Genomic DNA, 24,759 nt, shown 5'->3' on the forward strand with positions numbered 1-24,759 from the left:
CTTGGGTGGTTAGCCAAGCTTAGCCGCTCAACCCAGGAACAGCTTGTAGGCCGGGTTTTCGGTTTCATCCCAGTACGGGTAACCGATCTTGGCCAACGCTGCCGGCACCAGGTGCCGCTCGTCTTCCGGCACCTGCAATCCCGCAACCACACGCCCATCGGCTGCGCCATGGTTGCGGTAATGGAACATCGAAATATTCCAGCGCCCACCCAGCTTGTTGAGGAAGTTGAACAGCGCACCCGGTCGTTCCGGGAACTCGAAGCGCAGCACCATCTCGTCGCTGGCGCCGGCCGAATGGCCGCCGACCATATGACGAATGTGCAGTTTGGCCAGTTCGTTGTCGGTCAGGTCGGTGACCGGGAAGCCCTGCTCGCAGAGATGCTGCACCAGCGCAGCCCGCGGATCGTTCTCTGGATGAGTCTGTACGCCGACGAAAATATGCGCCTCGTCGGAGGTGTGCTTGCGGTAGTTGAATTCGGTGATCTGGCGCTTGCCGATGGCTTCGCAGAAGGCCTTGAAGCTACCCGGGCGCTCGGGGATGGTCACGGCGATGATCGCTTCGCGCTTCTCGCCCAGTTCGGCGCGCTCGGCGACGTGGCGTAAGCGGTCGAAGTTGACGTTGGCGCCCGAGTCGATGGCGACCAGGGTCTGGCCGGTCACGCCGTAGAGTTCGACGTATTTCTTGATACCGGCCACACCTAAGGCGCCGGCAGGTTCGGTGATCGAGCGGGTATCGTCGTAGATATCCTTGATCGCCGCGCAAATCTCGTCAGTGCTGACGGTCACGACCTCATCCACGTGCAAGCGGCAGATGTCGAAAGTGTGCTGGCCGATCTGGGCCACCGCCACGCCATCGGCAAACAGCCCGACCTGCGGCAGCACCACACGTTCGCCAGCTGCCATCGCTGCCTGCAAACAGTTGGAGTCATCCGGCTCGACGCCGATCACCTTGATTTCCGGGCGCAGGTATTTCACATAGGCCGCGATGCCGGCGATCAGGCCGCCACCGCCCACCGGCACGAAGATCGCGTCCAGCTGGCCCGGGTGCTGGCGCAGGATTTCCATGGCCACAGTGCCCTGGCCCGCAATGGTGTGCGGGTCGTCGTAAGGATGGACGTACACAAAGCCCTTCTCATCGACCAGCTTCAGCGAGTAGGCCAGCGCTTCAGGGAAGGAATCGCCATGCAACACCACTTTGCCACCACGCGAACGCACGCCTTCGACTTTGATCTCCGGGGTGGTCTTGGGCATCACGATAGTGGCCTTGATGCCCATTTCACGCGCGGCAAGGGCCAGGCCCTGAGCGTGGTTGCCAGCGGAAGCGGTGACCACGCCGCGCGCCAGTTCTTCCGGGCTCAGTTGCGCCAGCTTGTTGTACGCCCCGCGAATCTTGAAGGAGAACACCGGCTGCAGGTCTTCGCGCTTGAGCAGAATCTGGTTGCCCAGGCGCTTGCTCAGTTGCCCGGCACTTTGCAGTGGGGTTTCGACAGCGACGTCGTAGACGCGCGAGGTGAGGATCTTCTTGACGTACTGTTCGAGCATCGGGAACGCATCACTGGCCGCGGGACAAGGGCTGCGAGTCTACCCCAGCGCTACGTCGGGCGACCACAGCAAAGCCGCCCGAGCCTTCAAGCGAGCCGTTATACTAGGCCACTTTGCAAACCGCCCTGCCCCTTTTCGGAGCCCGCATGACCCAGGACCAACTCAAACAGGCCGTCGCCCAGGCCGCTGTCGACTTCATTCTGCCCAAGCTGGATGAAAAGAGCGTCGTCGGCGTCGGCACCGGTTCGACCGCCAACTTTTTCATTGACGCCCTGGCCCAGCACAAGACTGCGTTCGATGGCGCGGTCGCCAGCTCCGAGGCCACTGCCCAGCGTCTGAAGGGCCATGGTATCCCGGTCTACGAACTGAACAGCGTCAGCGAGCTGGAGTTCTACGTCGACGGCGCCGACGAGAGCGACGCGCACCTGAACCTGATCAAGGGCGGCGGTGCGGCGCTGACCCGCGAGAAGATCGTCGCGGCAGTGGCCAAGACCTTCATCTGCATCGCCGATGGCAGTAAGCTGGTGCCGGTGCTGGGCGCCTTCCCGCTGCCGGTCGAAGTCATCCCGATGGCCCGCAGCCACGTGGCGCGCCAGCTGGTCAAGCTGGGCGGCGATCCGGTCTACCGTGAGGGCGTGCTGACCGATAACGGCAACGTCATCCTCGACGTGCACAACCTGCAGATCACCAACCCGGTGGAGCTGGAAGCGCAAATCAATGCGATCGTCGGCGTGGTCACCAATGGCCTGTTCGCCGCGCGGCCGGCAGACCTGCTGCTGCTGGGCACTTCGGAAGGTGTGAAAACCCTGAAAGCCGAGTGATGCCATTCGCGGGCAAGCCCGCTCCCACAGGCATACCACTGGTCTTGAAACTTGTGGATAAACCTGTGGGAGCGGGCTTGCCCGCGAAGAGGCCCCTCGGCCCCGCTCAATCAGCCGGCTGCTTGAACACGTAAAACAGGTTCGGCTCACTGACCAGATAGATAGTCCCCGCCTCGTCCATCGCAATCCCTTCTGCCTGCGGCACCGTCTGCATCAGCCCCTGATACCCCTTGCGCAACGCCATTGTGCTCAGCGGCTTGCCCTTCACATCCAACTCCAGCACCAGCCGCGATTCATCCGACAGCGCCAACAGATGGCCACTGCGCTCGTCGAACTGCAGGCTCGACAGGTCCCTGACGAACAGCCGCGCATCGCGCTTGCGGTCTTGAACCACGTGCACCGCATAGGGCTGCTCCGGGTTGTCGTGGGGAAAACCGTGAATCTCGTAGATCACCATCGGGTCGCGTTCCTTGGCTACGAACAGGCGCTTGCCCGCCGAGTCGTAGGCCAGGCCCTCGAAGCCCTTGTTGCCGTTCAGGCCGATCCCCAGGCTCAGTTGCTCGGCATCGCTGGCATCAAGAAACATCGTGTCGTCCTCAAGACGCACGCGGATCAGCCGCTGCGTGCGCTCATCGGTGATCACATAGCTGTTCGGCCCCACGTACTCCACCGCCTCCGGGTCGCCGAAGCCAGTCAAAGGCACGCGACGCAGAATGCGCCCGTCGAGGGATAGCTCGATCAGCTCGGAACGCTGGTTGGTCACCGTGAACAGGGTCTTGCGGTCGGGGTCGTAGGTCAGCGCGGAAACATCGTCGTCCAGCCCTTCGATCGGCTGCGCCTCGATCACCACCTGGTAGCGCTCCAGGCCCATGCTCAGTTCAGCCGGCTGCCACCAGGTCTTGAGGTTGAACCAGCCACGCTCGGCCAGGCGGAAATGCCGCTCGGCCGCACCCAGGACGAGCACGGCGAGCAGGCCAAGGACAGCCAGAAGCAGGGGCAGACGAACAGTGCGACGCATAAAGGCAGACTCGGTTTGAGGACGGCGAATCTAACCATGAACAACTGAAGTTAAGCTTAATGCCAGCATCAGAAGGGTCCGATGTTGCTGTCAGTTTTTCTTGAAGCGATAGAACAGCGCCGGCTCGCTGACCATGTACAGGTTGCCCTGGTCATCCATGGCCACTCCTTCAGCGCGCGGAATGGTGTCCTTGAGGCCGTTGAAACCGCCCAGCAAGGTCATGAAACTGACCTGCTGGCCTTGTTCGTCGAGCTCCAGCAGCATGTTCGAATCAGCCGACAGGACGAGCAGGTGGCCGGTACGCGGGTCGACACCCAATGCCGATAGATTGCGCAGGTCGAGTTCGTCGCTGGCCAGCAGTTGCTTGTCACCCTTGAGCGGGGTGCGGCCATCGGTGCTCCAGGTGTACAGCTTCGGCGGCCGTTCCTCGCCGATCACCAGGCGCTGGCGCATCGGGTCCCAGGCGATGGCTTCGAAGCCCTTGTTGCTCTTTACCGACGGGCCGAGGTCGTGGCTTGGGAAATCCGCATGGTTCAGTGATCGGGTCTGCGCATCCACTTTGACCACGGTCAGGTCATGCAGCCGCTCATCGGTGATGGCCAGCTGGCCATCTTCCAGCACGGCGACACCTTCGGGGTTATTCCAGCCCTCCAAGGGGATTTGCCGCAGCACATCACCCTCCAGGCTCAACTCGACCAGGAACGGGTTCTTGCCCATGACCACGAACAGCGTACGGGTATGCGGGTTGAACGCCACGTCCGAGGCTTCGTCATCATCCATGCCCGGCAAGGGCTTGGCGTCGATATCGACCTGGTAGTCCGGCAGCCAGACGCTTTCGCTGCGCTCGGCGCTGGTTTCAAAGCCTTCCTTGACCCACAGCAGGCCACGGTCATCCCAATGCATCGCCACGGCCACGCCATAGCCGATCACCGCAGCCGCGGCCAGGCCGAATGGCCAGCGCCGGTAGAAGCGGCGCTTGGTTTTGGGGGAAGCGGAGGCATCGGGCATGCAGGGTATTCCTGGGGAAATAGGCGAAGGTTCGCGCATTATCCGGATGGGTTGTGAAAAAACGGTAAACCGCGTCGCCTGCTTCGCGGGCAAGCCCGCTCCCACAGGTTAGGTGCAGCCCTAAGGCGCGGTGCTGTACCTGTGGGAGCGGGCTTGCCCGCGAAGAAGGCGACGCGGTATCAGCTTTAAAGCACTCGGCTCTCGAAGCGGCTCACACCCGGCAACTCCAGCACCAGCTCATCCCCCACATTGAACGGGCCAACGCCAGCCGGCGTACCGGTCAGGATCACATCCCCCGCCTGCAGCGAGAAGCACGCCGCCATATGCTGGATGATCGGCACGATCGGGTTGAGCATCATCGCGCTGTTGCCGTCCTGGCGCACTTCGCCGTTGATGGTCAGACGTACCGGAATGTCGGTCACGTCTTCAAAGGAGGCGGCGGACACGAACGGCGGCAGCACGCAGGCCCCGTCAAAGCTCTTGCACAGCTCCCATGGCAAGCCCTTCTCTTTGAGCTTGGACTGCAGGTCGCGCAGGGTCAGGTCCAGCGCCGGGGCGTAGCCGGAAATGGCGTCGAGCACTTCTTCTTCCGAAGCATGCGCGGACAGTGACTTGCCCAGCAGCACGGCGATTTCCGCCTCGTAATGCACCGAGCCACGGTCTGTCGGAATCTTGAACCCGCCTTCCAGCGGCACCACGCAGCTGCCGGGTTTGATGAACAGCAGCGGTTCGGTCGGAATGGGATTGTCCAGTTCCTTGGCATGCTCGGCATAGTTACGGCCGATGCACACCACCTTGCCCAGCGGGAAGTGGATGCGCGTGCCGTCTACGTACTGGTGCTGGTAACTCATGGCCGACTCCTTTGCTTACTGCTTTTTATTCAGGAGCGAAGATCTTACCCGGATTCATGATGCCGTTAGGGTCGAAGACGGCCTTTATTGCCTTCATGCAGGCAATTTCATCCGGCGAGCGGCTGTAGCCCAGGTAGTCGCGCTTGGTCATGCCCACGCCGTGCTCGGCGGAGATTGAGCCGTTGTAGCGCTGAACGATCTCGAACACCCATTTATTGACCTTGGTGCACGACGCGAAGAAGTCGTCCTTGCTCATGTGCTCGGGCTTGAGGATGTTCAGGTGCAGGTTGCCGTCGCCGATGTGGCCATACCAGACCACCTCGTAGTCGGGGTAATGCTGGTTGACGATGGCATCGATATCGCGCAGGAAGGCCGGGACCTTGGAAACCGTGACTGAGATGTCGTTCTTGTAAGGGGTCCAATGCGAGATGGTTTCCGACAGGTACTCGCGCAGCTTCCACAGGTTTTTCAGCTGGGTCTCGCTCTGGCTCATCACCCCGTCCAGCACCCAACCTTGCTCGACGCAGTGCTCGAAGGTGGCCAGCGCTTCGTTGGCCACCTCTTCGGTACTGGCCTCGAATTCCAGCAAGGCATAGAACGGGCAATCGGTAGCAAACGGCGCAGGCACATCACCGCGGGCCATGATTTTTGCCAGGCCCTTGTCGGAGAAGAACTCGAACGCGGTCAGGTCAAGCTTGCCCTGGAAGGCATGCAGCACCGGCATGATCGAGTCGAAGTCCGGGGTACCCAATACCATCGCGGTGAGGTTGCGCGGGGCGCGGTCCAGGCGCATGGTCGCCTCGACCACGAAGCCCAGTGTGCCTTCGGCGCCGATGAACAGCTGGCGCAGGTCATAGCCGGTGGCGTTCTTGATCAGGTCCTTGTTCAGCTCCAGCAGTTCACCTTTGCCGGTGACCACTTTCAGACCGGCGACCCAGTTGCGGGTCATGCCGTAGCGAATCACCTTGATGCCGCCGGCATTGGTACCGATGTTGCCGCCAATCTGGCTGGAGCCGCTGGAGGCGAAGTCCACCGGGTAGTAAAGGCCCTGCTCTTCGGCGAAGGCCTGCAACTGGCGGGTGATCACCCCCGGCTGGCAGACCACTGTGCGGTCGAAGGCGTTGAAGTCGAGAATCTGGTTCATGTAGTCGAAGGCGACCACCACTTCGCCATTGGCCGCCACGGCACCGCCGGAAAGCCCGGTACGGCCACCGGAGGGCACCAGCGCGATCTGATGGCGATTGGCCCAGGCGACGATTGCCTGCACCTGTTCTACGCTCTTGGGCATCACGATGGCGCTGGGTGCGGGCGGGTAATGCTTGGTCCAGTCCTTGCCAAACGCTTCCAGGGAAGCCGCGTCAGTCAAGACCTTGCCGGGGTCGACAAGGGTCATCAGTTCATCAATTGCAGCGGGGAAGGTCATCGCTGGAACTCTCGACTTATTCATAGTCACCCTGAGCACTCTTCACCTGTCGGGATAAGCTCAGATTGTGTCGCGTATGCTAGCATAGCCCTCCCGCTGTTCATGCTAAGGCCCGCGCTGCGCCTAGCATCACTCCTCGCCATTTTTTCTCCGGGATACAGGTTTACGCAGATGAGCAAGACTTCTCTCGACAAGAGCAAGATCCGGTTCCTTCTTCTTGAAGGTGTGCACCAGAACGCGGTCGATACCCTCAAGGCTGCCGGCTACACCAACATCGAATACCTCACTGGTTCGTTGCCTGAAGCCGAGCTCAAGGAAAAGATCGCTGATGCCCACTTCATCGGCATCCGTTCGCGTACCCAGCTGACCGAAGAGATCTTCGACTGCGCCAAGAAACTGGTCGCCGTGGGCTGCTTCTGCATCGGCACCAACCAGGTCGACCTGGAAGCTGCCCGTGAACGCGGGATCGCCGTGTTCAACGCACCCTACTCGAACACCCGTTCGGTGGCTGAGCTGGTGCTGGCCGAAGCCATCCTGTTGCTGCGCGGCATCCCTGAGAAAAACGCTTCCTGCCACCGTGGCGGCTGGATCAAGAGCGCGGCCAACTCGTTCGAGATCCGTGGCAAGAAGCTGGGCATCGTCGGCTACGGCTCGATCGGTACTCAACTGTCGGTGCTCGCTGAAAACCTGGGCATGCAGGTCTACTTCTACGACCCACTGACCAAACTGCCGCTGGGCAACGCCGTGCAGGTCACCAGCCTGAACGAGCTGCTGGGCCTGGCCGACATCGTCTCGCTGCACGTGCCTGAGCTGCCATCCACCCAGTGGATGATCGGCGAGAAAGAAATCCGCGCGATGAAGAAGGGCGCGATCCTGATCAACGCTGCCCGTGGCACCGTGGTCGAGCTGGACCACCTGGCCGCCGCGATCAAGGACAAGCACCTGATCGGCGCCGCCATCGACGTGTTCCCAGTCGAACCGCGCTCCAACGACGAAGAGTTCGAAAGCCCGCTGCGCGGCCTGGACAACGTGATCCTGACCCCGCATATCGGTGGCTCCACCGCCGAAGCCCAGGCCAACATCGGCCTGGAAGTGGCCGAAAAGCTGGTCAAGTACAGCGACAACGGTACCTCGGTGTCCTCGGTCAACTTCCCGGAAGTGGCCTTGCCGGCGCACCCAGGCAAGCACCGCCTGCTGCACATCCACGAAAACATCCCGGGCGTGCTCAGCGAGATCAACAAAGTCTTCGCCGAAAACGGGATCAACATCTCCGGTCAGTTCCTGCAGACCAACGAGAAAGTGGGTTATGTGGTTATCGACGTCGATGCCGAGTACTCGGACCTGGCGCAAGAGAAGCTGCAGCACGTCAAGGGCACCATCCGCTCGCGCGTACTGTTCTGAGCGTGATCGCTGGATGAAAAAGGGAGGCCTTGGTGGCCTCCCTTTTTTGTCAGCGAAATCGGATTCGTCTGCTTCGCGGGCAAGCCCGCTCCCACAGGTACTGCACAGCCCTTGAAGCTTGTGCTTTCCCTGTGGGAGCGGGCTTGCCCGCGAAAGATTCAGCACCTATTTCACAGTAACAGTGATCTTCTTCGACTCGACGCTCGGTTTGAACGGCACATGGTACTGGTCACCCAGCACCAGCTGCAGGGTGTGCTTGCCCGGCGTCAGGGTGATAGTAGCTTCGGTCTGGGCCTTGCCGAAGTGCAGCACCTGCGGGCCGGTTGGCAGTGCGGTGCCGGCTTCTGGCATCAGGCTGGTGGGCAGCGGCATGTCGGCCACGGGTTCTTTGTCGACATCCACCAGCAGGTGGTGATGGCCGGTGTGCGGGGTCTGGTCACCCGCTGGCTTGAGGTCCATGCCCTCGATACCGAACTTGACGGTGAAGGTCCTGTCGACCGTGGCACCATCGGCGGGGGAAACGATGAAGACCTTGGCATCCTTGGGCGGCTCCTGGCTCTTCAGCGCATCCGCAGCGCTGGCCAACACCGAGGCCCCCATCAGCAGACCGGCAACGGCAGCACGCGAAAATAGGCTGTTCATTCACTTCTCCTGTAATTCACTCAAAAGCCACCGCCAGAAAAATCCTACGGCGGCGGTAGTTCACCATAGCCCACAAAGAGAAATATTTCAGTTAGGGTTAAACCTCGCCAAGGCTTCAAGGTCATAGGCTGCGCTCGACCACGACGAGGAAGAAAGTCGTGGCGATAGTTATTCATTTGCCAAAAAAGGGGCATTACATGCGTTCGACCATAGGCGTACTTCTGGCAGTACTCATCACGCCGTTGGCTCAAGCCGAGCTGATAGACGAAATAGCCGACCGGGGCGAACTGCGCATTGCCGTGCAGGCCGATAACGCGCCTTACTCGTTCAAGGAAAACGAACGCTTGACGGGTTTTGAAATCGAACTCGGCCAGGACCTGGCCCGCGAGTTGGACCTGCGCGCAGAGTTCGTCGAAACGGACGAGGCAGACGTGCTGCCCGGCGTGGAAAGTGGCAAGTACGACATTGCCCTGACGCCTTCTGGTGATTCACCGAAGGAGGACAGCCCGTTCGATGTGAGCCAGCCCTTCGGCGAAAAGAAGCTGGTGATCCCGTTCCAGAAGAACAACCCGGCATTCGAAAGTGCGGTCAACAATGCACTTCAGCGCCTCAACGACAGTGGCCGCATGAAGGAACTGGACAACAAATGGTTCACGGCCTCGCAGCCAGCCCTGCCAGCGCCTGCCGCGCTTGCTCCAGCTGCAGCTCACTGAACACCAGCACCCCCTCACGCCGTAGCAAGGCCGTCGTCACCCCTTCGCCCGGCACCTTCACCCCACTGAAGGTGCCATCGTAGGTCAGCTGGTTGCCACAAGATGGGCTGCCAGACTTGAGCACCGCCACCCCAATGCCATGCCGACGCACGAGTGCCAGCGCCTGCTGCGCCCCGGCCAGAAACGCATTGCTGACATCCTCACCGGTAACCGTGATCACCTGCGCGCCACCGTCGAGCACCGCATCACCCTGGCCACCTGGGATCTCTGCGGGCGGACGGGGTGTCGGCAAACCGCCGGCCACCTCCGGGCACAAAGGCACCACGCGCCCTTCGGCCTGCCATTGCTGGAGCAAATCCGAGTGCCCGCTGGCCCGCCCGTCATAACGCACCGGCTGCCCCAGCAGGCAGGCGCTGACCAGCACCTTTGGCAGCTCAGAACGGGTCATTGCCACGGCGCCGGAACCAGCCGGTCAACGAAAGCCGCTCGCGCCCCGCGGGCAACACTTCGTGGGGCACCTCGCCCGAAAGGAAGATCACCAGGGTGCCGGACAAAGGCTGCACATCATGCACCACGTCGTCAGCCAGGAACATGCGCAACTGGCCGCCGTCCTGCGGCTGCCAGCCTTCATTGAGGTAAAGCACAGCGGAAACCATGCGCCGGTCGTCGTCGCGGAAGCGGTCCAGGTGCCGGCGATAGAATGCCCCTGGCGAGTACAGGGCGAAATGGCATTCGAAGTCTTCAAGGCCAAGGAACAGCCCCTGGTTGATGGCCAGGCGCAACTGGTCCATGGCTTCCAGATAGCGGTCGCAGGCCTCGGCCTGGCCGGGGTCGATCCACTCGATTTGGTCGCCACGGATCGCCTCGCGCACCTCCTGCGCCACGCCGCGCCCTACCCCGGCAGGGTTGAGCTGGCCTTCGGCATCCCGGCGCCGACATTCGCTCGCCAGCGCGCGCACCAGTTCGCCAGGCACGAACAGGGCCTGCTGCGACCAACCATGGGTTGCCAGATCGTCGACGACGGCCGCTAGCATCGGGTGTTCAAGGGAGATGTGCATGGCGCGCATCATATCCATAAGCCCTGCACTCGCACAGCGCCACTTGGCCGAGAATCACGCGCCCGTCTCGACAAACCGGCGCCGAGCCAAGGACAATAGCCACCTGCCGACAGGAGTCCTGAATGCGCCGTCTGTTTTCCCTGCTTCTGCTGATGATCTGCACCATGCCTGTCTGGGCAGACAGCCTCGATCAGCTGTACAAGGCCGCCGGCTGGCCCGACCAGCGCGCCCATTTCAACGATGCCGTTAGCGCCGCCCAGCAGCGCTACCGCAATAGCCTGCCGCCTACGGTTTACCAGGCGCTGGTCAACAACAGCAATCAGCGCTTCCAGGCCGAGGGCATGGACCGCCGTGCCCAGGCGCAGCTGCGCAGCGCGTTGCCCAACCCGGCGCCGGCGCTGGCCTTCTTCCAGTCACCGTTGGGGCGCAAGATCGTCGCCGCCGAACTGCTGGCCACGCGCAAGGACCAACTGGCCAAGAACGCCAAGGGCTTGCCGAAAATCCAGGCCAGCGACAACCGCCTGCTGATCATCGGCCACCTGGCCCAGGCCCTGCCGGCCCGTGAAGCCGGAGCCGAAGTCAGCCTGGCGATTGCCGGGGTGGCCGCCGACAGCCTCAGTTCGATGATCCCAGGCCTGTTCGGTGGCGGCCAGGCCCAGGGCCTGCTCGACGGCCAGCGCCAGCGGCTGATGAACCAGATTGGCGAAGACCTCAACAATACGTTGCTGTATGTCTATCGCGACCTGTCCGACGCAGAACTCGAAGAATTCGCCACCTTCGCCGAATCGCCGGATGGCAAGGCCTACTACCAGGCCGCAGTCGCCGCCGTGCGTGCGGGGCTGGCGGTCGGCCAGAGCGGCGCCAACCTCAAGTGATCAGCCCAGCCGCTGGTCGATGAAGTCGAAGTAACGCTCGCGGATGCTCGGCAGCTCGTTGGCCAGGTGGTGGCGGGCCTCAGGCAGCATGAGGATCTGCGGCTCGCTGAACTTGGCCTTGAGCACCTTGAGGTTGTAGGGCCAATCCACGGTGCCGTCCGCCTCACCTTGTACGATCAACGGCTGCCGCGTGCTGCAAGGGGCGGCCTCGATACGCTTGACCCAGGCCATCAGCGCACCGACCCAGGCGGTCGGCAGGCGTCGTGGTTGCAGCGGGTCGGCTTCCAGGAACGGCAGGAAAGTCGGGTCGTTGCTGTTCTCACTGAAGCGCCGTTCGATGCCATTGACGAAATGGCGCAGCACCCGATAACTGAATTTCGACCAGCGCCAGGCACGTGGCCGCACCAGCGGCGCCAGCAGGATCACCTGGCCATCGATCGGGCTCTGCGCCCCCTGATGCAGCAAGTGATCCACCGCAATCGCCCCACCTGTACTTTGCCCGCAAAGGTGCCATGGACGCGGCAGTTCGAGGTGGTGTGCCTGCTCGAACAAGGCATCCAGCACCTGCTGGTACAACGCGAAGTCAGTAATGCTGGCCCGCTCGCCGCTGGACAGCCCGTGCCCCGGCAGGTCGCAACTGATGACCGCATAACCCTGTTTCAACGCCCACTCGATCACGTGCCGATACAGGCCCATGTGGTCGTAGTAACCATGCAGCAGAAACAGCGTCGCCACCGGCTGCGCCGGCAGCCAGGCTTGCCCGACCAGATCGAAACCCGCCGCCTGGAATCCACCCAGCCAGCTTTGTACTGGCAGGTTCAGGCCATAGAAGCGCTGGTAGTGCTGCGCCAGGGCCGACAACGGCTGGCGAGCGCTGAACGGCGCAAGGCTGGAGCGCAGGCGGTCGGGGTGAAAAGCAGCAGGCATCGGGTACATCCACAGCGAAGCGAGTATTGACCTGTGATATTCAGCTCTTGGCCCCATCGTGGCAAGCTTGGAAACATCACTGCCAAACGACGCAGATCCCTTGTGGGAGCGGGCTTGCCCCGCGAACGCGTCAGACACGGCAACATCTTCATCCGATCTGGCGCATTCGCGGGGCAAGCACGCTCCCACAAGGGATTTGCGCCGCATCAAGCCATGTGGAAATTCCATGCAGCGCGGCATTTTGAAATCGACTCCGGGCATTCTGGCACTGCTGATCAGCGCCGCCGTGCTCTGGTGGGCCTACGACAGCTTCCAATCACGCTACCTGCGCCCGTTCGACAACCAGGCCACGCTGTTCGAAGGCAGCCAGCTGCGCCTCCCGGCCGAACTCGCCGGCCCCGGCCCGATCCGCGTGGTGCACTTCTGGGACCCGGCCTGCCCCTGCAACGTTGGCAACCAGCAGCACTTGGGCGAGCTGGTCAGCCACTTCGCGGGCAACGACGTCACCTTCCACGTCGTGCAAAAGCCCGGAAGCCACGGCCAGTTGCCGGCCAACCTCGCCGGCCTGCAGCCCATCGCCCACCTGCCCGGCAGCGAACAACTGCCCGCCTCCCCCGCCGTGGCAATCTGGGATCGCCAAGGCCACCTCGCCTACTTCGGCCCCTACAGCGAAGGCGCGGTATGCAACGCCAGCAACAGCTTCGTCGAGCCAATCCTCAAGGCGCTGCTCGATGGCCGCCAGGTCACCGCTTCGAACACCCTGGCGGTCGGCTGCTATTGCCCCTGGGCCGGCTGACGCACCCGCGCAGGGTTACCCACCACCACTGCGCCCGCAGGCACATCTCGGGTGACCACGCTGCCAGCGCCAACTACTGCATTGTCGCCAATGGTCACCCCCGGCAGGATGATCGCCGCACCGCCGATCCACACGTTGTTGCCAATGCTCACCGGCCGCCCGCTTTCCAGTCCGCTGCGCCGCTGCTGGGGGTCGAGCGGGTGGTCGGCGGTGTAGATCTGCACCGCCGGGCCGATCTGGCAGTCGTCGCCGATTCGCACCGGCACCACGTCGAGGATCACGCAATTGAAGTTCATGAAGGTGTTGCGGCCGACGCTGATGTTGTAGCCGTAGTCGCAGAAGAACGGCGGGCGGATCACCGTGCCTTCGCCAACATGGCCGAGATGTTCGGCGAGCAGGCCGTTGCGCGCGTCGTTGAGCAGTTCGACGCTGGTGTTGTAACGGTGCATCCAGTGCTTGTTGGCGATCTGTTCGGCCTGCAGCTCGGGACAACTGGCGTGATAGGGCTGGCCTGCGAGCATTTTCTGTTTTTCGCTGAGGGACATGGAAACTCCTATCGGGGGCTATGCTGTGTGCGCGAATCCGTCGATGATCGGACCACAGTTTCCGCTCGATTGCACAAGGAGTCTCGATGAAACGCAGCCTGACCCTGTTGGCCGTGGTGGTAGCCGTGGCCGCCGGCGCCGGTTACTGGTACGTGCACGGCAAACTGCCACAGCGCGACGGCGAGGTGGCGATGGCCGGCCTGCAGGCCCCGGTCAGCGTGCGTTATGACGCTCGCGGCGTGCCACACCTGCAGGCGCAGAACGAAGCGGACCTGTACCGGGCCCTGGGCTACGTGCATGCTCAGGACCGACTGTTTCAGATGGAGATCATGCGGCGCCTGGCGCGTGGCGAACTGGCCGAGGTGCTGGGGGAAAAGCTGCTGCCCACCGACACCCTGTTCCGCAGCCTGCGCATCCGCGACCAGGCGGCATTGATGGTGCAGCGCCTGGACCGCCAATCACCCGCCTGGCAGGCTCTGCATGCCTACCTCGATGGCGTGAACAACTGGCAGGCCGGCCACCCCAAACCCATGGAATTCGACCTGCTCGGTATCGCGGCCAGGCCGTTCACCGCTGAGGACACCCTGAGCATCGCCGGCTACCTGGCCTACAGTTTTGCCGCTGCATTTCGCACCGAGCCTGCGCTCACCTATATCCGCGACCAGCTCGGCCCGCAGTACTTGAAAATCTTCGACCTCGACTGGAAGCCTGATGGGGCACTGGGCACACCGCTGGCGGCAGCCGACTGGCAAAGCCTGGAAGCCCTCGCCCGGCTCAGCCATGAAGCCCTTGGCGATGCCGGCATCCCGCAGTTCGAAGGCAGCAATGCCTGGGCTGTGGCCGGCAGCCGTACTCGCAGCGGCAAGCCGTTGCTGGCCGGGGATCCGCACATCAGCTTCGCGGTGCCAGCAGTCTGGTACGAAGCCGAACTTTCGGCGCCGGGGTTCAACCTGTATGGCTACTTCCAGGCACTCAACCCGTTCGCGCTGCTCGGCCACAACCGCGACTTCGGCTGGAGCCTGACCATGTTCCAGAACGACGATGTCGACCTGATTGCGGAAAAGACCAACCCGGCCAACAGCGATCAGGTCATGGTCGATGGCCAATGGCGAATACTGGAAAAGACCCAGCAGCAGATCGCCGTCAAAGGCGAGCAGCCGGTCACCGTCGAACTGCGTCGCTCACCCCACGGGCCGATCGTCAACGAGGTATTGGGCGCGACGGCTGGTGCTGCGCCGATCGCAATGTGGTGGGCATTCCTGGAAACCGACAACCCGATCCTCGAAGGCTTCTACCAGCTCAACCGCGCCGACTCCCTTGCCAAGATGCGCGAGGCGGCAGCCAAGGTTCAGGCGCCTGGGCTCAATTTTGTCTGGGGCAATGCCCGAGGCGATATTGGCTGGTGGGCTGCGGCGCAACTGCCGATCCGCCCGGAAGGCGCCAACCCGACGTTCATCCTCGATGGCTCAAGCGCACAAGCCGACAAGCTGGGTTTCTATCCCTTCAGCGTCAACCCGCAACAGGAAAACCCGGCCAGCGGCTACATCGTTTCGGCCAACTACCAGCCGCCCGCCGTGGTGCCAGTCCCGGGCTACTACAACTTGCCGGACCGGGGCCGACAGCTGGATCGCCACCTGGCCAACCCGGACGTGAAGTGGGACATCGACAACAGCCAGGCCCTGCAACTGGACACCGCCAACGATTACGGCCCACGCACCCTCGCGCCGTTATTGGCGACCTTGCGCGGCATTGCCCAAGGCGATGAGGAAAAGGAGCTGGTCGAACAACTGGCGGCCTGGCGCGGTGACTACCCACTGGATTCGACCAGCGCCACGCTGTTCAACCAGTTTCTTTACCAATTGGCGTATGCCGCGTTGCATGACGAACTCGGTGACACCTGGTTCCCGGTACTGATCAGCACCCGCACCATCGACGCCGCCCTGCCACGCCTGGCCGCCGACGCCGAATCGCCGTGGTGGAGCACCCGCGGTGCCAATGAACGCACCGACCGCACCGCCGTCGTGCGGATCGCCTGGCAGCAAACGCTTGAACATCTGCGCGAAACCTTTGGCAAAGACCCGGCCAGCTGGCAATGGGGCAAGGCCCATACCCTGACACACAACCATCCGCTGGGCGTGAAGAAGCCGCTGAACCTGATTTTCAATGTCGGGCCGTTTGCTGCGCCAGGCACGCATGAGGTGCCCAATAACCTGTCGGCGAAGATCGGGCCGGCGCCGTGGCCGGTGACCTATGGCCCCTCGACACGTCGGCTGATCGACTTTGCCGACGCCGGACAGGCGCTGACCAGCAACCCAGTCGGACAGAGTGGGGTACCGTTCGACAGGCATTATGCAGATCAGGCCGAGGGGTACATCGAGGGGCGCTATCAGCGGGCGCAGATGGGGGTGATTCCGGCGCAGAGCACGCTCAGGCTGGTTCCAGCAGAGTAGCGAGAGTGCACCGCAGACCCCGTGGGAGCGGCTTTAGCCGCGAAGCAAGCGACGCGGTGTATGGCACCGGCTTTGCCGGTGTTCGCGGCTAAAGCCGCTCCCACAGGGGGCCACTAAATCAATGAGTCCATCACCCCTGCCACTTGCCGCCTTCGACAATCACACTCTCAGGCTTGGTGTCATCGCTCAGTTCCTTGCGCACGTACTGGTCATACAGCTTGAGCAGGAACTTCTCCTCACCCAGCTTGGCCAGCTCGGCATTCACCCAGTCACGCAGTTCGATGTTGCCTTTCTTCACCGCCGGTGCAATCGGTGCCTCTTCGCCCAGCAGCTGCGGTAGCACGCGGTAGCCCGGGTTCTGCTTGGCCCAGCTGAACAGGATCAGGTTGTCCTGGGCATAGGCATCGCCACGGCCGTTGGCCAGCGCCTGCAGCGACTCGCTGTTCTTCTCGAACTTGAGCAGTTGTATGGTAGCGTTGAGCAGCGCTACCAGCATTGAAGTGGCAATGGCGAACAGGCCGACCTGCAACGTCACGCCGACGGCCTTGAAGAAGGCGGGCAATGTACTGAGCATGAACGCGGTGTCGAAAGTCATGGCGTCGAAAGGATTCTGAAGTGGGCACATGGCCAGATCAGTAGACTTTAAAGCTATAAAAAACTTTTTATAAATACCTTTATTGCATATTGATATCGCTGAAATCTTATCGCCCTGGCCCGCGCCAGCCGGCCACAAACAAAAACGCCGACGCAAAGGCGTCGGCGTTTTTCACGCAGGGGTAAAGCAGGCTAATCAGAACGCCGGCAGCACCGCACCGCTGTATTTCTTGGCGATGAATTCCTTCACCTCTGGGCTGGTCAGCGCCTTGGCCAGCTTCTGGATAGCCTCGCTGTCCTTGTTGTCCGGGCGGGCCACCAGGAAGTTCACGTACGGCGAGTCAGCACCTTCGATCACCAGCGCATCCTTGGCCGGATTCAGGCCAGCTTCCAGGGCGTAGTTGGTGTTGATCATGTCCAGGTCGACCTGGTCGATCACACGCGCCAGCATGGCCGATTCCAGCTCGCGGAACTTCAGGTTCTTCGGGTTCTCGGCGATGTCTTTCGGCGTGGCCAGGGCGTTTTTCGGGTCTTTCAGGGTGATCAGGCCAGCTTTCTGCAGCAGGATCAGGGCGCGTCCGCTGTTGCTGCCTTCGTTAGGGATGGCAACGGTGGCGCCGTCCTTGAGCTCGGACAGGTTCTTGATCTTCTTCGAGTAGCCACCGAACGGTTCGACGTGAACGCCGATCACCGTTTCCAGGTGGGTGCCTTTGCCTTCGTTGAAGCTCTTGAGGTACGGCAGGGTCTGGAAGTAGTTGGCGTCCAGGCGCTTCTGGTCGACCTGCACGTTGGGCTGCACGTAGTCGGTGAAGACCTTGATCTGCAGGTCCACGCCCTCTTTGGCCAGGGTCGGCTTGATCAGCTCGAGGATTTCGGCATGGGGTACCGGGGTAGCGGCAACCACCAGTTTCTCGGCGGCGGCAGCCAGGCCGGAGAACGACAGGGCGGCGGCCAGGGCGGTGGTCAGCAGGGTCTTCTTCATGGTGGTCCTTGTTCTGATTCTGGCCATCGGCGATGGCGAAGTCGGTGCCCAACCGTTTCATCAGTGGGCGTGAGGCGGAAGATACCGAGATTTTTTATTCCGCAACAATACCTTTTAATTAGCTGCTTATTCCAAAAACAAAACGCCACCACCGGCTTTGCTTATGAGCGATGTCTAGCGCGCGGGGTTTGGCAGGTCGAGGTCCTCCGGCTGGATCTCCTCGCTGTCGTTGACCAGCAGCGCAAAGTGGATGATGTTCTCGAGCTCCCGGGTATTGCCGGGCCAGGCGTGGGCTTCCAGCACCTGTTGGGCCGCTTCGCTAATGAGTGGCACCGGGCGCTGCAGGCGGGCGGTGTAGATGCCGACGAAGTATTCGGCCAGCGGCAGGATATCCCCGCGCCGCTCGCGCAACGGCGGCAGCTCCAGTGCGCCTTCGCGCAGGTACTGGTACAAGCGCTCGTTGAACCTGCCGGCCTTGACCACCCGCGCGAGGTCAATGCTGGTGGCGGCCACCAGGCGCACATCCACCGGTTGCGGCTGTTGCGCACCGACACGGGTGACTTCGCGGTTTTCCAGCGCGGCCAGCAGCTTGCCCTGGATCTCCAGCGGCAGGTCGGCAATTTCGTCCAGGTACAGGGTGCCGCCGTTGGCCGAGCCGAACCAGCCGGCGCGGCTGCTGGCGGTACCGCCGTGGGTGCCGGCGCTGTAGCCGAACAGCTCGGCGTCGGCGTAGGTATGGCTGATGGCCGCGCAGTTGACCGAGACGAACAGCCCGCCACGGTCGCTGGCCCGGTGGATCTGCCGTGCCAGCAGTTCCTTGCCGGTGCCGGTCTCGCCGCGGATCAGCACCGGCAGCGGTTGCGGCGCCAGGCGTTCCAGAGCCTGGCGCAACTGCTGCGAACGCGGGTCGATGAACACCAGCGCCTTGGCACGGATGCTCAAGGGGCTCTTGTCCAGTTCAGGGAAGGTCAGCAGCGGCTGGCCGAACGGGTTTTGAAAGGTCATGACGAACTCCCGCCCCAGGCCTCCAGCGGCCGGGCGTCAGGCTAACGGTAAACAGTAGGGCCGATCAGGCGCGGCGCAGTGCGCGCTGCTCGACCCGGCTTTGCAGGCGATACAGGTAGGCGAAACCTTGTTCCCAGCGTTCATGCCCGGACTTGACGTTGATATGCCCGGCGTTGCTCAGCAAACCCGCTTCGGCACCCCAGGCCTGGGCCAGGTACAGCGCACGCGGTACGTTGATCGCCGGGTCGTTGTCGGAGCTGACCACCTGGCTGGGGAACGGCAACGCCTGCAGCGGGATTGGCGCGAAATTGCGCAAGGCGGCCGAGCAGGTTGGGCGCTCGACATCTGCCGGGGCCACCAGTAGCGCACCGCGCACACGGCGGAGCACGCCTGGGCTGGCTTGTGCGGCCCAATGCGCGACGGTGATGCAGCCCAGGCTGTGGGCGATGAGAATCACCGGCGAATCTTCAGCGGCGATGGCCTGCGCCAGCGCCTGCACCCAGTCCTCGCGTTGCGGGGTGAGCCAGTCGTGCTGCTCGACCCGGGCGCTGTTGGGCAGGGTGCGCTGCCAGTGACTCTGCCAATGGTTGTCTGGCGATCCTTGCCAGCCCGGCACAATCAGGTAACGAATCGACTCATTGCGCATGGGGACGCCTCCGGTAAGTTTGCGTGCTTGGAGACAAGTATAGGGAGAGGGTTATATTCGTAAAGGAATAAGAAGCTATTTATTAATAACCATTTTTGATTTTTGTTGTTTGGATGTGCCTGCCGTGAGAGTTGTAGTGATGCGCAGATCGAGCGCCGCCCGCGCGGCGCTCGATCTCACAGGCGCTAGAAATGCAATGACAGGCACCTTGCAGCCCCACACATCCCCTCAAGGCAAAAAAAAAGGCCCACCCCTGTCAAGAGATAAAGCCCATACGCCCCATTAAGAGCCACTTGCCTGAAGAAAACACTGAAGATCACCGCGCCGTAATCACCGCCAACTTGCTGATCCCCGCACGTTCAATCGCCGCCATGGCCCGGGCCACCTCGCCATAGTTCACACCATCATCGGCCTGCAGCTGCACACGCACCTCTGCATCCTTGGCCTTGGCCGCCTTGAGGTTGGTCTCCAGCAGGTCCGGCTGGATTTCGTCCTTGTTGATGAACAACTTGCCGCCGCCATCGATGCTCACCACCAGCGGGTCCTTCTGCTCCACCGGCGCCACGGCCTCGGTCTTGGGCAGGTTGATGGGGATGGCGTTGGTCAGCAGCGGCGCGGTGACGATAAACACCACCAGCAGCACCAGCATGACGTCCACCAGCGGCGTGACGTTGATTTCACTGAGGACTTCGTCGCTGTCCTGGGTCGAAAAGGCCATATCAGGACGCCTCCTTCACTGGCTGGGTGAAACCGGTTTGGGCCTTGTGCACGGCGGGGTGCACCAGCACGCGGAAGGCACTCTTCTGCGCCAGGCTGTAGAAGTCATGGGCGAAGTCATCCAGGTCGGCGGCGGTCAGCTTGAGGCGGCGCAGGAAGTAGTTGTAGACCAGCACCGCCGGGACGGCGACGGCGATACCCACACCGGTGGCGACCAGCGCCGCGCCGATCGGGCCGGCCACGGTTTCCAGGCTGGCCGAGCCCGCCGCGCTGATGCCCTTGAGCGCTTCCATGATGCCCCACACGGTGCCGAACAGGCCGATGAACGGCGAGGTGCTGCCGATACTGGCCACTACGGCCAGCCCGGTTTCCAGCGAGCGGCGCTCACGCACGATCTGCTGGCGCAGGGCACGTTCGAGGCGATCCTGGTGGTTGATGGCGTGGCTCAGGTCGTTGGCCTGGGTGTCGCCTACGGCAATCGCCGCATAACCTGACTGGGCAACCCGGGCTGCCGGGCCAGGCAGTTCGTGGCTGATCTCGGCGGCCGAATCCAGGCTCGATGCGGCCCAGAATTGCTGGTGGAAGCGCTTGTCCTGGTTCTTCAACCGCACGAACTGCACGACCTTGACCAGGGCCAGGCCCCAGGTGGCGACAGAGAAACCAACCAGCAGCCAGATGACTGCGCTTTCAACGGATTCGAGGGGGGATGCCAGCAGGCTCATGGTGATGTCTTCCTGTGTTCTGGGAAAAAGTTAGCGAAGTTTGAAATCAATCGGCACGCTGACCCAGCCGGCCTGGGCCACGTCGCCCTGCTTGGCGGGGACGAAGCTCCAGCGCTTGACCGCAGCCAGCGCGGCGGCGTCGAGGGCGTCGCGGCCGCTGCTCTTCTGGATCTGAATTTGCCCCGGCTTGCCGCTGGGCAATACCTCGACCCGCAGCAGCACGGTGCCTTCCCAGCCACGGCGCAGGGCCATTTGTGGGTATTCCGGCGCCGGGTTCTTCAGGTACGCGGCGTTGGCCGAGGGTGGCGTCACCGGGGCCGGTGGTGCGGGCGGCACCGGGGCCGCGACCGGAGCGGGCGCAGGGGGTGGTGACTCGACCGGCTTGGGCTGTGGCTTGGGCGGTTGCTTGGCGACCGGCTTGGGCACAGGTTTGGGCTTCGGTTTGGGCTTGGCGGCCAGCTCGTCGACCACCGGTGGCGGCGGCTCCACCACTGGCGGTGCAGGTGCCGGAGGTGGCGGCTGGACCACGGGCGGCGCAGGCGCAGCAAACTCGATGGTCATGGGCGGAATCTGCGGCGGTACCACCGGCAGCGCAGGCGTCGGCGACTGGCTCACCCAGTAGGCAGCAGCGCCGTGCAGGGCCAGCACCAGCAGCCCCAGCGCCAGCTTGTCGCGGCGCTTGAGGCCGCTGACCGGGGTGCGTTGCAGGCGCAGCTGACCCAGTGGCAGGCGAAGCGTCCGTCCAAGCTCGACCAGGTCACCCGGGGCCGGGCGCCATGGCTGGTCGTAGGCCCTGACGGCCGTCTGGACATTACCCATTGATCAAACTCCTGGGGTTCTTGATTCAGGTGTGTGGCTGAATCATCGGGCGCAGGGGCTTAGTTCTTAAAGTAATGTTTCAAGTTAAAGTTAGCTCGTTATGGAATAACAAATTTCAGGCACCGTCTCTAGCCCGCGGGTTTCGGGGGGTGTGGGCGAGAGGTGATTTGGCGATGCCTTGTCGGCATATGAAATATTCGCGCAAGGCATCGACAAAATGCGAGGGCTACGCCCTCGTTCGCGGGCAAGCCCGCTCCCACAGGGTTCAGCGCCATTCCCTGTGGGAGCGGGCTTGCCCGCGAATACGGTCGCGCGGGCAATAAAAAACCCGGGACCATGCCCGGGTTTCATATTCACCTGACGAATCAGATATCCGCCACCTTCTGCCACACCTTCGGCCTGAAGAACAGCGTCTCACCACGCGCCAACCCGGTGAGACTGTCGTGGTCCTTGACCACTTCGGCCTCGATCAGCTCGCTCTGCCCTTCCACCTTCAACGTCACCCGGGTAGTGGCACCGAGCGGGCGTATGTCCCGCACCTCGGCAGCATGGTGCCCCTCGGTCTCATGGCGCGACAACGACACCTCGTGCGGGCGGAACAGCACGTGATGACCTTCGCTCAGTGCCAGGCGGTTGGAGTCGCCGAGGAAGTGATAGACGAAGTCGTTGGCCGGCTTTTCATACACCTCGCCCGGCGAGCCGATCTGCTCAATCACGCCCTTGTTCATCACCACGATGCGGTCCGCCACTTCCATGGCTTCTTCCTGGTCATGGGTGACGAACACCGAGGTCAGGTTGATGTCCTCGTGCAGCCGCGCCAGCCAGCGGCGCAGCTCTTTGCGCACCTTGGCGTCGAGGGCGCCGAACGGCTCATCGAGCAGCAGCACCTTGGGCTCTACCGCCAGGGCGCGGGCCAGGGCGATACGCTGGCGCTGACCACCGGAAAGCTGCTCGGGATAGCGGTCGGACAGCCAGTCCAGCTGCACCATGTTCAGCAGCTCATGGACCTTCTCGGCGATCTTGCTCTCGCTCGGCCGCTCGCCCTTGGGCTTCATGCGCAGGCCGAAGGCGACGTTGTCGAACACGCTCATGTGGCGGAACAGCGCGTAGTGCTGGAACACGAAGCCGACGTTGCGATCCCGCACATCGTGGCCTGACACGTCCTCGCCGTGGAAGACGATGCTGCCGTCATCCGGCGTTTCCAGGCCGGCGATGATGCGCAGCAGGGTGGTCTTGCCGCAGCCGGACGGGCCGAGCAGAGCCACCAGCTCACCGCTGTGGATATCCAGGTTGATGTTGTCCAGGGCCTGGAAGCTGTTGAAGCGCTTGCTGACGTTACGAACTTCGATCGACATGAATCATTCCTCCGCGGCGCTATGGCGCAGGCGGTTAATACGGTTCTCGCTCCACTGCTTGAGCAGCAGGATGAAGAGCGCCAGGATCAGCAGCAGGCTGGCCACGCTGAAGGCCGCGACGTGGTTGTACTCGTTGTAGAGGATCTCCACGTGCAGCGGCAAGGTGTTGGTGACGCCACGGATATGCCCCGACACCACCGACACCGCGCCGAATTCGCCCATGGCCCGCGCGGTACACAGCACCACGCCGTAGATCAGGCCCCACTTGATGTTCGGCAGGGTCACGTGCCAGAACATCTGCCAGCCGTTGGCGCCGAGCAGGCGCGCGGCTTCCTCTTCCTGGGTGCCCTGCTCCTGCATCAGCGGAATCAGTTCACGGGCCACGAAGGGCACGGTGACGAAGATGGTCGCCAGGACGATGCCCGGCAGGGCGAAGACGATCTGGATATCGTGGTCCTGCAGCCACGGGCCGAACAGGCCCTGGGCGCCGAACATCAGCACGTAGACCAGGCCGGCGATCACCGGCGACACCGAGAACGGCAGGTCGATGAGGGTGACCAGGATGCTCTTGCCACGGAAGGTGTACTTGCTCACGCACCAGGCGGCGCTGACGCCGAACACCAGGTTCAGCGGCACCGAGATGACCACCGCCAGCAAGGTCAGCTTGAGTGCAGACAATGCATCAGGCTCGAAGATCGCCTCGAAGAAGGTACCGAAGCCGTTCTTCAGCGCCTGCGATACCACGATCACCAGCGGCAACAGCAGAAACAGCGCGAACACCAGCCAGCCGAGGCCGATCAGGATGCGCCGCGAGGTGGCACTGCCACGCCGCGCGGCATTGGCGGCGGCGGTAGTGCTCAGGGATGAACTGGACATGGCCGGGCCTCCTTCAAGGGGTTTCGATGCGGCGCTGCAGCAGGTTGATCAGCAGCAGCAGGATGAAGGAAACCACCAGCATCAACACGCCGATGGCGGTCGCGCCGGTGTAGTCGTATTGGTCGAGCTTGACCATGATCAGCAACGGCAGGATCTCGGTCTTCATCGGCATGTTGCCGGCGATGAAGATCACCGAACCATACTCGCCGACGCCACGGGCAAAGGCCAGCGCAAAGCCGGTGAGCCAGGCGGGCAGCAAGGCAGGCGCCAGCACATGGCGGAACACCTGCAGCGGCTTCGCGCCCAGGCAGGCGGCGGCCTCTTCGACTTCACGCGGGATATCGGCCAATACCGGCTGCACCGTGCGTACCACGAACGGCAGGGTGACGAACGTCAGTGCCAGGGTGATGCCCAGCGGGGTGTAGGCGATCTTGAAACCCAAGTCGGTGGCGAACTGGCCGACCCAGCCTTGCGGGGCATAGAGGGCGGTCAGGGCGATACCGGCAACGGCGGTTGGCAAGGCGAACGGCAGGTCGATCATCGCATCGATGATCTTGCGCCCGGGGAAGGTGTAGCGCACCAGCACCCAGGCCAGCAGGGTGCCGATGACGCCATTGATGATGGCGGCGAACAGGGCGGTGCCGAAACTCAGCTTGAGCGCGGCGATCACCCGCGGCGCACTGATGATGTTCCAGAACTGCTCCCAGGTGAGCTGCGAGGCATGAATGAACATGGCCGCCAGCGGTATCAGCACGATCAGGCTGAGGTACACCAAGGTGTAGCCCAGCGTCAGCCCGAAGCCGGGTATGACGGGGGAAATGCGACGTGACATAAAAATCCCTGGTTGAACGCACGAAGCCCGGCAGTCATGCCGGGCCGGTGCAGGCTTTTGAATCCTGGGGCTGCTTTGCAGCCCATTCGCGGCGCAAGGCCGCTCCCACAGGGAACCGCGATCCAATGTGGCAGCGGCCTT

Annotated in this window: 25 protein-coding genes and 2 pseudogenes; 6 read left to right on the forward strand and 21 right to left on the reverse strand. The window is 62.7% G+C overall.

The genetic code is table 11. The features are described from left to right. Positions 1-27: 27 nt before the first annotated feature. Positions 28-1,542, reverse strand: a complete 1,515-nt coding sequence (gene ilvA, locus ACZ6YA_RS14305; protein ID WP_465897777.1) for a threonine ammonia-lyase, biosynthetic — start codon at positions 1,540-1,542, stop codon at positions 28-30. A 146-nt stretch (positions 1,543-1,688) separates the two neighbouring features. Between ilvA and rpiA the strand changes: the two genes are divergently transcribed. After that, positions 1,689-2,363 carry a ribose-5-phosphate isomerase RpiA gene (gene rpiA / locus ACZ6YA_RS14310; RefSeq protein ID WP_465897778.1) on the forward strand — a complete coding sequence of 225 codons (675 nt, stop codon included), beginning with the start codon at positions 1,689-1,691 and terminating at the stop codon, positions 2,361-2,363. 106 nt (positions 2,364-2,469) lie between these two features. Here rpiA and ACZ6YA_RS14315 read toward each other — a convergent pair whose 3' ends face one another. The 4 genes from ACZ6YA_RS14315 to ACZ6YA_RS14330 all read right to left on the reverse strand — a co-directional run bounded on the left by ACZ6YA_RS14315 (position 2,470) and on the right by ACZ6YA_RS14330 (position 6,663). Beyond that, positions 2,470-3,381 carry an SdiA-regulated domain-containing protein gene (locus ACZ6YA_RS14315; RefSeq protein ID WP_465897779.1) on the reverse strand — a complete coding sequence of 304 codons (912 nt, stop codon included), beginning with the start codon at positions 3,379-3,381 and terminating at the stop codon, positions 2,470-2,472. Positions 3,382-3,471: 90 nt separating this feature from the next. Next, complete coding sequence (locus tag ACZ6YA_RS14320; RefSeq protein WP_465897780.1) at positions 3,472-4,389, reverse strand: SdiA-regulated domain-containing protein; 918 nt, start codon at positions 4,387-4,389, stop codon at positions 3,472-3,474. Positions 4,390-4,574: 185 nt separating this feature from the next. After that, on the reverse strand, positions 4,575-5,240 hold the full coding sequence (locus tag ACZ6YA_RS14325) for a fumarylacetoacetate hydrolase family protein (protein WP_465897781.1): 666 nt from the start codon (positions 5,238-5,240) through the stop codon (positions 4,575-4,577). A 25-nt stretch (positions 5,241-5,265) separates the two neighbouring features. After that, on the reverse strand, positions 5,266-6,663 hold the full coding sequence (locus tag ACZ6YA_RS14330) for an FAD-binding oxidoreductase (RefSeq protein ID WP_465897782.1): 1,398 nt from the start codon (positions 6,661-6,663) through the stop codon (positions 5,266-5,268). Between the two features lie 171 nt (positions 6,664-6,834). Between ACZ6YA_RS14330 and serA the strand changes: the two genes are divergently transcribed. Beyond that, positions 6,835-8,064 carry a phosphoglycerate dehydrogenase gene (gene serA / locus ACZ6YA_RS14335; protein WP_400796149.1) on the forward strand — a complete coding sequence of 410 codons (1,230 nt, stop codon included), beginning with the start codon at positions 6,835-6,837 and terminating at the stop codon, positions 8,062-8,064. 165 nt (positions 8,065-8,229) lie between these two features. Here serA and ACZ6YA_RS14340 read toward each other — a convergent pair whose 3' ends face one another. Further along, the gene (locus ACZ6YA_RS14340; RefSeq protein ID WP_465897784.1) at positions 8,230-8,706 is read right to left on the reverse strand and encodes a DUF4399 domain-containing protein; all 477 of its coding nucleotides are present in this window, start codon (positions 8,704-8,706) and stop codon (positions 8,230-8,232) included. 197 nt (positions 8,707-8,903) lie between these two features. On the opposite strand from ACZ6YA_RS14340, the gene ACZ6YA_RS14345 reads away from it, so the two are divergent. Next, positions 8,904-9,419, forward strand: coding sequence for a substrate-binding periplasmic protein (locus ACZ6YA_RS14345; RefSeq protein ID WP_465897785.1), 516 nt, complete (start codon positions 8,904-8,906; stop codon positions 9,417-9,419). On the opposite strand, the gene ACZ6YA_RS14350 is transcribed toward ACZ6YA_RS14345, so the two are convergent. Together ACZ6YA_RS14350 and ACZ6YA_RS14355 are read right to left on the reverse strand one after the other, a co-directional pair. Then, positions 9,358-9,867, reverse strand: a complete 510-nt coding sequence (locus tag ACZ6YA_RS14350) for a 2-thiouracil desulfurase family protein (protein ID WP_465897786.1) — start codon at positions 9,865-9,867, stop codon at positions 9,358-9,360. The two genes, ACZ6YA_RS14345 and ACZ6YA_RS14350, sit on opposite strands and share 62 nt — an antisense overlap. Further along, positions 9,854-10,489, reverse strand: a complete 636-nt coding sequence (locus ACZ6YA_RS14355; protein WP_465897861.1) for a 2OG-Fe(II) oxygenase — start codon at positions 10,487-10,489, stop codon at positions 9,854-9,856. Before ACZ6YA_RS14355 ends, ACZ6YA_RS14350 begins: the two co-directional genes overlap by 14 nt. Before the next feature lie 110 nt (positions 10,490-10,599). Here ACZ6YA_RS14355 and ACZ6YA_RS14360 point away from each other — a divergent pair, with 110 nt between their 5' ends. After that, positions 10,600-11,352, forward strand: a complete 753-nt coding sequence (locus tag ACZ6YA_RS14360) for a DUF2059 domain-containing protein (RefSeq protein WP_465897787.1) — start codon at positions 10,600-10,602, stop codon at positions 11,350-11,352. On the opposite strand, the gene bipL is transcribed toward ACZ6YA_RS14360, so the two are convergent. Continuing rightward, positions 11,353-12,279, reverse strand: a complete 927-nt coding sequence (gene bipL / locus ACZ6YA_RS14365; protein ID WP_465897788.1) for a phospholipase BipL — start codon at positions 12,277-12,279, stop codon at positions 11,353-11,355. 226 nt (positions 12,280-12,505) lie between these two features. On the opposite strand from bipL, the gene ACZ6YA_RS14370 reads away from it, so the two are divergent. Continuing rightward, the gene (locus ACZ6YA_RS14370; protein ID WP_465897789.1) at positions 12,506-13,075 is read left to right on the forward strand and encodes a DUF6436 domain-containing protein; all 570 of its coding nucleotides are present in this window, start codon (positions 12,506-12,508) and stop codon (positions 13,073-13,075) included. On the opposite strand, the gene ACZ6YA_RS14375 is transcribed toward ACZ6YA_RS14370, so the two are convergent. Continuing rightward, positions 13,054-13,620 carry a sugar O-acetyltransferase gene (locus ACZ6YA_RS14375; RefSeq protein WP_465897790.1) on the reverse strand — a complete coding sequence of 189 codons (567 nt, stop codon included), beginning with the start codon at positions 13,618-13,620 and terminating at the stop codon, positions 13,054-13,056. The genes ACZ6YA_RS14370 and ACZ6YA_RS14375 overlap by 22 nt on opposite strands. 86 nt (positions 13,621-13,706) lie before the next feature. Between ACZ6YA_RS14375 and ACZ6YA_RS14380 the strand changes: the two genes are divergently transcribed. Then, positions 13,707-16,070: a penicillin acylase family protein gene (locus ACZ6YA_RS14380; RefSeq protein ID WP_465897791.1), complete on the forward strand. Its 2,364-nt coding sequence runs from the start codon at positions 13,707-13,709 to the stop codon at positions 16,068-16,070. A 130-nt stretch (positions 16,071-16,200) separates the two neighbouring features. Here the strand turns inward: ACZ6YA_RS14380 and ACZ6YA_RS14385 are convergent. The 11 genes and pseudogenes from ACZ6YA_RS14385 to cysT all read right to left on the reverse strand — a co-directional run. Then, a pseudogene (locus ACZ6YA_RS14385) lies at positions 16,201-16,536 on the reverse strand (type 2 periplasmic-binding domain-containing protein); the annotation flags it as partial. Continuing rightward, a pseudogene (locus ACZ6YA_RS14390) lies at positions 16,525-16,665 on the reverse strand (amino acid ABC transporter permease); the annotation flags it as partial. The pseudogenes ACZ6YA_RS14390 and ACZ6YA_RS14385, both read right to left, overlap by 12 nt. 195 nt (positions 16,666-16,860) lie before the next feature. Continuing rightward, positions 16,861-17,646 carry a MetQ/NlpA family ABC transporter substrate-binding protein gene (locus ACZ6YA_RS14395; protein WP_465897792.1) on the reverse strand — a complete coding sequence of 262 codons (786 nt, stop codon included), beginning with the start codon at positions 17,644-17,646 and terminating at the stop codon, positions 16,861-16,863. Between the two features lie 174 nt (positions 17,647-17,820). Further along, a complete protein-coding gene (locus tag ACZ6YA_RS14400; protein ID WP_465897793.1) occupies positions 17,821-18,651 on the reverse strand; it encodes a sigma 54-interacting transcriptional regulator in 831 nt (276 codons plus the stop codon). Between the two features lie 64 nt (positions 18,652-18,715). Then, on the reverse strand, positions 18,716-19,297 hold the full coding sequence (locus ACZ6YA_RS14405) for an alpha/beta hydrolase (protein ID WP_465897794.1): 582 nt from the start codon (positions 19,295-19,297) through the stop codon (positions 18,716-18,718). A 316-nt stretch (positions 19,298-19,613) separates the two neighbouring features. Further along, a complete protein-coding gene (locus ACZ6YA_RS14410) occupies positions 19,614-20,015 on the reverse strand; it encodes an ExbD/TolR family protein (protein ID WP_465897795.1) in 402 nt (133 codons plus the stop codon). A gap of 1 nt (position 20,016) precedes the next feature. Continuing rightward, positions 20,017-20,736 (reverse strand): MotA/TolQ/ExbB proton channel family protein, encoded by a 720-nt coding sequence (locus ACZ6YA_RS14415; RefSeq protein ID WP_465897796.1) that lies wholly within the window; start codon positions 20,734-20,736, stop codon positions 20,017-20,019. A gap of 30 nt (positions 20,737-20,766) precedes the next feature. Next, positions 20,767-21,555, reverse strand: a complete 789-nt coding sequence (locus tag ACZ6YA_RS14420; RefSeq protein WP_465897797.1) for an energy transducer TonB — start codon at positions 21,553-21,555, stop codon at positions 20,767-20,769. A 365-nt stretch (positions 21,556-21,920) separates the two neighbouring features. Continuing rightward, complete coding sequence (locus ACZ6YA_RS14425; RefSeq protein ID WP_008093195.1) at positions 21,921-22,910, reverse strand: sulfate/molybdate ABC transporter ATP-binding protein; 990 nt, start codon at positions 22,908-22,910, stop codon at positions 21,921-21,923. 3 nt (positions 22,911-22,913) lie between these two features. Beyond that, a complete protein-coding gene (cysW, locus tag ACZ6YA_RS14430) occupies positions 22,914-23,786 on the reverse strand; it encodes a sulfate ABC transporter permease subunit CysW (protein WP_279929372.1) in 873 nt (290 codons plus the stop codon). Positions 23,787-23,799: 13 nt separating this feature from the next. Then, positions 23,800-24,618, reverse strand: a complete 819-nt coding sequence (gene cysT / locus ACZ6YA_RS14435; RefSeq protein ID WP_400803877.1) for a sulfate ABC transporter permease subunit CysT — start codon at positions 24,616-24,618, stop codon at positions 23,800-23,802. Between the last annotated feature and the right edge of the window lie 141 nt (positions 24,619-24,759).

Source organism: Pseudomonas sp. NPDC090752 (assembly GCF_055584805.1).